The sequence below is a fragment of the Myxacorys sp. genome (assembly GCF_059501405.1).
Window position 1 is genome coordinate 1 of sequence record NZ_JCACCM010000179.1, and the last position, 7,329, is coordinate 7,329.

Annotated in this window: 7 protein-coding genes; 5 read left to right on the forward strand and 2 right to left on the reverse strand. The window is 49.6% G+C overall.

Features of this window, described 5'->3' with window-relative positions; genetic code table 11:
* The first annotated feature begins 245 nt into the window (after positions 1 to 245).
* A complete protein-coding gene (locus AC5I6P_RS25310) occupies positions 246 to 350 on the forward strand; it encodes an IS1/IS1595 family N-terminal zinc-binding domain-containing protein (RefSeq protein WP_495696547.1) in 105 nt (34 codons plus the stop codon).
* Entirely contained in the window at positions 319 to 609 is a 291-nt protein-coding gene (locus AC5I6P_RS25315; protein WP_495696548.1) for a hypothetical protein, read from the forward strand. The genes AC5I6P_RS25310 and AC5I6P_RS25315 overlap by 32 nt, the downstream gene beginning before the upstream one ends.
* A gap of 282 nt (positions 610 to 891) precedes the next feature.
* Here AC5I6P_RS25315 and ilvB read toward each other — a convergent pair whose 3' ends face one another.
* Together ilvB and AC5I6P_RS25325 are read right to left on the reverse strand one after the other, a co-directional pair.
* The gene (gene ilvB / locus AC5I6P_RS25320; RefSeq protein WP_495696549.1) at positions 892 to 2,730 is read right to left on the reverse strand and encodes a biosynthetic-type acetolactate synthase large subunit; all 1,839 of its coding nucleotides are present in this window, start codon (positions 2,728 to 2,730) and stop codon (positions 892 to 894) included.
* A 255-nt stretch (positions 2,731 to 2,985) separates the two neighbouring features.
* Positions 2,986 to 3,516 (reverse strand): hypothetical protein, encoded by a 531-nt coding sequence (locus AC5I6P_RS25325; protein WP_495696550.1) that lies wholly within the window; start codon positions 3,514 to 3,516, stop codon positions 2,986 to 2,988.
* A 177-nt stretch (positions 3,517 to 3,693) separates the two neighbouring features.
* Here AC5I6P_RS25325 and AC5I6P_RS25330 point away from each other — a divergent pair, with 177 nt between their 5' ends.
* The 3 genes from AC5I6P_RS25330 (at position 3,694) to AC5I6P_RS25340 (ending at position 7,170) form a co-directional block, all read left to right on the forward strand.
* Positions 3,694 to 4,863: a ferrochelatase gene (locus AC5I6P_RS25330; protein WP_495696551.1), complete on the forward strand. Its 1,170-nt coding sequence runs from the start codon at positions 3,694 to 3,696 to the stop codon at positions 4,861 to 4,863.
* Between the two features lie 135 nt (positions 4,864 to 4,998).
* Positions 4,999 to 5,898 carry an alpha/beta fold hydrolase gene (locus tag AC5I6P_RS25335; RefSeq protein ID WP_495696552.1) on the forward strand — a complete coding sequence of 300 codons (900 nt, stop codon included), beginning with the start codon at positions 4,999 to 5,001 and terminating at the stop codon, positions 5,896 to 5,898.
* A gap of 207 nt (positions 5,899 to 6,105) precedes the next feature.
* Positions 6,106 to 7,170 (forward strand): tetratricopeptide repeat protein, encoded by a 1,065-nt coding sequence (locus tag AC5I6P_RS25340; protein ID WP_495696553.1) that lies wholly within the window; start codon positions 6,106 to 6,108, stop codon positions 7,168 to 7,170.
* Positions 7,171 to 7,329: the final 159 nt, after the last annotated feature.

The window sequence follows — 7,329 nt, forward strand, 5'->3', positions numbered from 1 at the left end:
TGCAAAACTGTGACCACAGATTTGCGCTTTCGCGTCTCTGTAAGGTAGTCGTCATAGTTTATATAATTCCGAAGTGGTTTGAAGGTGTTCCTCTCGGAACGAATGTATGTGACTACATTAACCGAATTGTTAAGTCATGTAAATCTATCTTAAGAGTATGTTTAGAATTCGTACTATCCAGGGGGATGAGGAACAAGACTGCGATCGGCGTTGCATATTGAGCGTATGAATTGAGGTTGATGGTGATGCAATGCCCTGACTGCCAGTGCAGATCTATCCCCAAGAATGGCAAGAAGAAAGGGAAACAGAATCACATCTGTGTTAATTGTTGGCGGCAGTTTGTTTATTGATGCCCATGAGCCATTCAGAGGATATGGCGAGGACATCAAGCGAGAGTGCCTAAAAATGCATGTTAATAGCATGAGTTTTCGCGGCATCCAACGGGTCGAAGGCGTGCATCATACCACCGTAATTCATTGGCTCAAGCAAGTGGGAGGACAACTTCCCGATCGCTATAACCCCGATATAAGACCCGAGGTCAGAGAACTCAATGAGCTAGAAACGAGAGTGCTTAATTGTCTTGATGAATTGTTTCCCTGGCAGGTTTAAAGTGACAGAAGAGCGCTATGAGCAACTGGCAGCACTCAAGATTTTGCAACGAGAAGCTGTCGCTGCCGAACGTAAAATCGTTTTAAGTTGCGGAACCAGGGAGTAATTGATGACGAAGTGCTGCATCGACTAGAACATGAACTTGATTTAGAAGCGGTACGGCTCAAAGCGTAATATCATTCTCAACCAGTCGCTCAGGTTTGAAGCAGCCCTAGACAAGGAACGCTCAGCAAGAAGCCTGGTGCAACTATCACTGCACCAGGCTCAACGCTAAACACTCAATTAAGCTTTCGTACCGCACTCAGGACAGAACTTGTGCGTCGAAACATTCTTCGCTCCGCAATGACTACAGTAAACAAGCTCCGTCACCTGATCGAGTTTTGTGCGCACGGGCAACCCGATCATCTGAGCATTACTTGCTCCCGATGGAACCATTGGATAGCAATTCTCATCTTTTTTGACTCGAACATCCATTAACACAGCTCCTTCGTGAGCCAGCATTTCTGCGATCGCGCTGCTCAATTCGTCCCGCGACTCAACGAGCATGCCCTTGACGCCGTAAGCATCCGCCAACTTCACAAAATCAGGCACGCCGACCTGCATGTTAGACGAGGAATAGCGTTCGTCGTAAAACGCTTCTTGCCATTGGCGCACCATGCCTTGCCACCCATTGTTGATGATCATGGTCTTCACATGAATGCCATGTTGCGCCAGCGTTCCTAACTCCTGCAAGTTCATCTGGAAACTGGAGTCACCGCTAATACAGATCACTTCTTCATCGGGAACAGCAACCTTCGCGCCCATCGCTGCCGGAAGACCAAAGCCCATCGTGCCGAGTCCTGCACTGGAGATCCAGCGACGCGGACCATTCTTTAAAAACTGGGCTGCCCACATCTGATGTTGACCGACATCCGTCGTGTAGTAAGCATTTGGAGCTTGCCGCCCCACTTCGGCAATCACTTCTTGAGGAGACAACACTCCTGGATATTGGGGCGCTTCTAGCGGGTAGTCGGTGCGCCAAGCATCAACTCGCGCTAACCAAGCTTTTGTCAGATCTGGATTGGTTGGGTCGCCTTCATCTCGGCTGCGCTCTAACAGATCGGTTAGGACTTGACGAACATCACCGACGATCGGCACATCGGGCGTCCGCACTTTCGCAACTTCGGCGGGATCAATGTCAATGTGAATCACTTTCGCGCGCGCGGCAAACTCGGACAGTTTACCCGTCACGCGATCGTCAAATCGTGCCCCCACCGCGATCAACAAATCGCACTCGGTCACGGCGAAGTTAGCATAAGCCGTTCCGTGCATTCCCAACATACCCACGGCGAGTGGGTGATGCTCATCAAACGCGCCGATCCCCATCAACGTTGTCGTCACCGGAAGCTGGAAGCGTTCGGCTAATTCTTTGACTTCAGCATGTGCCCCCGCCGCGATCGCGCCGCCACCGACGTAAAGTAACGGACGTTCTGACTGTCGGATCAGCTTCAGCGCTTGCCCAATTTGACGCGGATTACCCTTCACCGTCGGACGATAACCGGGCAACCGTACTGATCCTGGCTCGACTGGAACGTAGTCAAACTCTTCTGTTCCGACATCTTTAGGGATGTCAATCAGCACAGGTCCCGGTCTGCCCGTCTTCGCAATGTAAAAGGCCTCCGCAACAATTCGCGCCATATCTCGGCCATCGCGCACCACATAGGAGTGCTTCACAATCGGCAGCGTGATCCCGTAAATGTCGGTTTCTTGAAACGCATCACTGCCGATCGCTTTGCGCGGCACTTGTCCGGTCACAATCACCATTGGAATGGAGTCCATGTGAGCCGTTGCGATCCCGGTTACAAGATTCGTCGCGCCCGGCCCTGATGTGGCAAAGCAAACGCCCACTTCTCCCGTTGCTCGTGCATAGCCATCTGCCGCGTGAGCCGCACCTTGTTCGTGCCGCACGAGAATATGCTTCACAAACCCAGCCACTTCCGAGCGATATACCTCGTCATAAATTGGCAGAATTGCACCGCCAGGATACCCAAAAATATGTTTGACGCCATGCCGTCGCAAACTGTCCATTAATGCGAAAGCACCCGTCACCCGTTGAACCGCCGATCGTTGCTGCAACTGCACTGGGAGGACCTCACCAAAGCTATTGAAGATGGAAGATTTCTGTATCTATAATTCTGTATCTAATGATGCAGTAGATAAGGTTTTAGTGTAGTGCTGATTACGATTCCTGTCGAGGGATAAGGTACAAAGAAACCCTAAAAATGTGGGCTAAACCCTCAGTAAAATCGCGGAAAGGGTTGCAAATAGAGCCATACAATGCGAGTCGATCACGTCATAGAATGCTAACCAAATCACAGGTTGTAAATTCGGCAGAGGCTAAAGATCGCGACTGTAGTTGTCGAGCAGGGTCGTTAGGAAGGTGGCGGCGGTGAGTCGTGCAGGATGTTTGCTGGAAGATACCCTGTGCCCTGTGACAGTTTGAGGCGATCGCCACAGATCGAGATGCTCCACAGGAGGATCGGCGTAGAAGCTATCTGTACCGCTCCCCAGTAGCGCAGAACTCCAGTGTGTAAAGTAATCGTGGCTAAGACGATAGATCGGGAAGTTGCCAAACAGAGGTACACCCCACCCATCAATCGCGATCAGGGATCGAATGATCCCGCCTTGGGTGTGCCATCGATTAGCGGCTGCGATCGCGCCCACAACCCCAGCGCTAAATCCAATGAAGATTAGAGGTGTAGAGCGTGGAGTGCGGGATTGAAGGAACTCTAGAATGTGATGCGGAGAATAGACAGGAATGCGATCGCTTGGAAAAATCAGAAACTCCTCTTCAGGTCTGTCTAAACTTGCGACAAACTTCTCTGTTAATTCTGACGAGTGCATTCCTGGACAGATTACTATTTTCATCTTTAATCCCGAGCCCAACTCTATCCCCTCTTTCTCCAGGTGTATTTTAATAACAAAAGATTTTCTCCCTATCCCATCCCCTAGTAGGGGATGTTAGCGTAGTAAACGGAGGACGTTTAGAACTAGACAAAAGGTTCTGCGGAGTCCCATTAGCTATAAGAAAATGAGGAACGCGACGTGGTTGCAACGCCAGAAAAACTGCATCAATCGGATACAGCATCAGCAGGAACAGAGCGAGTTGCTGTTCTGCTCATGGGCTATGGTGAAGTCGAAAGCTACGAGGACTTTGCCAATTACAACGAGCAAGCCCTTAACTTATTAACTGCCAAGTTTGCCCCAGTTCCAACCTGGATTTATCCTCCTTTGGCTAAGCTTTTGGCGATGTTCGATCTGCATGAATGGAGCCATCAGCACGATCACTTCATCTCACCCCATAATGCTATTTTTGAGCAGCAGCGAGCAGGCGTTGAAGCGGCATTAAAAGAAACGTGGGGCGATCGCATCCAAGTTTTTAAAGCCTTTAACTTCTGTAAGCCGTTCTTGCCCAACCAAGTCCTTGCTGAGATTAAGGAGCAAGGATTTGACAAACTGCTCATTTATCCGTTGCTGGTCGTTGATTCGATCTTCACGAGCGGAATTGCAGTCGAGCAAGTGAACAAAGCCCTAGCCGAGTTAGCCGACGATGGAGAAGAACACTGGCTGAAGGGAACGCGCTATATTCCATCGTTTTTTGATAAGCCTGAATATCTTGATCTGATGGCGAAGCTTGTCGAAGACGAGATTCAAGAGAAATTAGCTCAAGCGTTTCTGCCGTCAGAAATTGGCATCATTTTGATGAATCATGGTTGCCCGCACAAGGCGAAAGGATTCACATCGGGCATTACAGAAAGTCAGGCGCTCTACGATCAGGTGCGCGATCGCTTAATCTATCGCTATCCGCTAATCTCCGTGGGCTGGCTCAATCACCAAACCCCACTGATTGAGTGGACTCAGCCCAATGCTGACCTTGCCGCTAAGAATCTGATCGCGGTGGGCGCAAAAGCCCTGATCTTTATGCCGATCGGATTTGCGACCGAAAATCATGAAACGCTACTGGATGTAGATCACATCATTCACGGATTGCGCCGCAAGCATCCTGACGTCACCTATATTCAAATGCCGTGTGTCAACGACAATTCGGAATTTCTGCAAATGACTGCGGAATGGGCACATCCTCAGATCGAAGCTCTGTTATCTGAACAAGCGATCGCGGTGAATCCTGCACTGGCAGCTCATACCCACGATCATCACGCTCATGGTCACAGTCATGGTCATGATCATCAACATGGTGGACATCACCACCACTAAACCGAAAGCCTGAAGCAGAATGTAGGACGCCTGTGAAGCAGAGATCATCTCTGCTTCACAGGCGTTTTCTATCGAATCTGCTGCCAATGGAGAGATATATAATGAAGATATCTTTAGAAAACTTCATACAAAACTGTGACGACTGAACAGCAGCTAACTTCTCTAACTCCGCTTACTCTTGAGAAGATGATCTGGGAGTGGAACGGTCATCAAATTCAATACACGGTGCAAGGAAGCGGGCGTCCCCTAGTGCTAATTCATGGATTTGGGGCGTCAATTGGGCATTGGCGTAAAAATATTCCGGTTCTGGCAGAAGCAGGATATCAGGTCTTTGCTCTAGATCTGTTGGGATTTGGTGGGTCAGCAAAACCTGCGATCGCGTACACGGTCGAACTGTGGGTTGAGCTAATCAAAGATTTTTGGAGCGCTCAGATTGGTCAGCCCGCCTATTTTGCGGGAAATTCGATCGGAGGCTTGCTCTGCTTGATGGTTCTAGCAGAGCATCCAGAAATTGCCGCTGGGGGTATTTTGCTTAACCCAGCTGGAGGTCTCAATCACCGTCCCGAAGAACTGAGTCTACCGCTCCGGCTGGTCATGGGAACGTTTGCTAAAGCGGTAAACTCTAAACGGTTCGGTCCTTGGTTGTTCAACCGGGTACGACAGAAGGCAAGAATTCGCAGCAGTCTCAAGCAGGTTTATCGCGATCCGGATGCCATTACAGATGAACTCGTTGAGTTACTGTACACACCTTCTTGCGAGCCAGGCGCTCAGCAGGTTTTTGCCGCCATTTTGACGGCTCCTGCAGGTCCACGACCCACCGAGCTACTCCCGCGAATTGAGAAGCCGCTTTTGGTGCTTTGGGGAGAGGCTGATCCGTGGACGCCGATCGCTGGTGCTGCGGTCTATCAGTCACTAACGACATCGCGTGACGTTAAATTTGTTGCCATTCCTGACACAGGGCATTGTCCTCACGATGAACGTCCTGATGTCGTCAATCAGTTGATGTTGGATTGGTTAGCGCAACAAAGAAAATAGGGAATTAGGGCGGATGGATAGGGCTAATTGTAAAACTGGAGAGAGGTTGTCCAACTAACGCTTCCCACGCAACTTAGCCCAATATTCCGAAAGATCACCCAATAAAACCTGAAATTATACTGAACACCCCTCTTTAGAAAGAGGTTAAACTCTGGATGTCATGTTCTAGAACTGCTCAGGACATAGAAGGAGGGTAGGTGTTTAGAGATGAGTAACTACCACGATGACCATAAGGTAGGGAGTGACATTCCACCCGATGAACGAGATACTCTCAATCCGCCCGTTGTCCCCGATCTACCTAGTTCTACCGCAACGGATGACGATCGTAGGGCTGAGGCAGATCGGTCTTTAAACCAAGGCATCGACTATTACCAGCAGGGACAGTTTCAAATAGCTGTGCAAACCCTGCAAAGAGCGCAGTTATTCTACTGGGAACTAGAAGATCAAGCAGGAGCCGAAACGACGCTCAGTTATCTAGGCTTTGCTTGCTACAGCTTGGGTGACTACAGTAAGGCAATTGACTACTCCCAACACAGCCTAGCAGCGTCAGAGCGGCTTAAAAGCTGCGCCCACCGCGTAAGCACATTAGCGACACTGGGCAATGCCTACCGTCATCTCAAAGATTCCGCAAAAGCGATTGAATATCAGGAGCAGAGTCTTGAGTTGGCTCAACACCTCCAGGATCGAGCGGGAGAAATGGCGGCTTTCAACAATTTGGGCTTAGCTTACAAGGCAGCTGATAAGCCAGACTGCGCGATCGGGTGTGAACAAGCTGCCCTCGCGATCGCGCAACAACTGAACGATGTTAAAGCCCAAGGACAAATTCTGAAGAACTTAGGCAATGCCTTTTATGCCCAGGGCGACTACAGTTTGGCGATCGCCTATTATCAACACCGACTCGCCTTGGCTCAAACCCTGCGTGATCAGCGGCTTGAAGCGCAAGTGCTGCGAAATTTGATTAATGCGTGCTACATGCTGGGTGATTATGACCAAGCGATCGCGTACAATCAGCAGCGCTTGACCCTAGCTAAGGAATTGAATGATACGCGATCGCAAGAACAAGCTCTCGCGAGTCTCTGTGTTTTTTACGACGCATCGGGGCGGTCGGCTGAAGCGATTGAGTGTTATGAGCAACGGCTCACTCTTGCCCGACAGATGGGTGACGACCAACTCGAAGAACATATCCTGGGTAGCCTGAAATCAGTTTGCTGCTCGATAGGAGATTACGCAAAAGCAAATCAATATATTCGGCGGGAAACCGTGCTGCTTTAGCCTGAGCAAGATGAAGGGTGATGAATACTTTTCTCTTCAAGAAGATACGCTTCAGTCGCCCGATAGAGACATTCACTCTCTGAAGCTTTTAACTTTTTGAAGTAGGTAATAGACTTGTCGGTAAATAAGGGAGAATAGAGAACAGTGACGAGATGAGAT

Coding starts and splice junctions, on each gene's coding strand:
- AC5I6P_RS25310 (WP_495696547.1), top strand. CDS start 246: ATGCAATGCCCTGACTGCCAGTGCAGATCTATCCCCAAGAATGGCAAG.
- AC5I6P_RS25340 (WP_495696553.1), top strand. CDS start 6,106: ATGAGTAACTACCACGATGACCATAAGGTAGGGAGTGACATTCCACCC.
- AC5I6P_RS25325 (WP_495696550.1), bottom strand. CDS start 3,516: ATGAAAATAGTAATCTGTCCAGGAATGCACTCGTCAGAATTAACAGAG.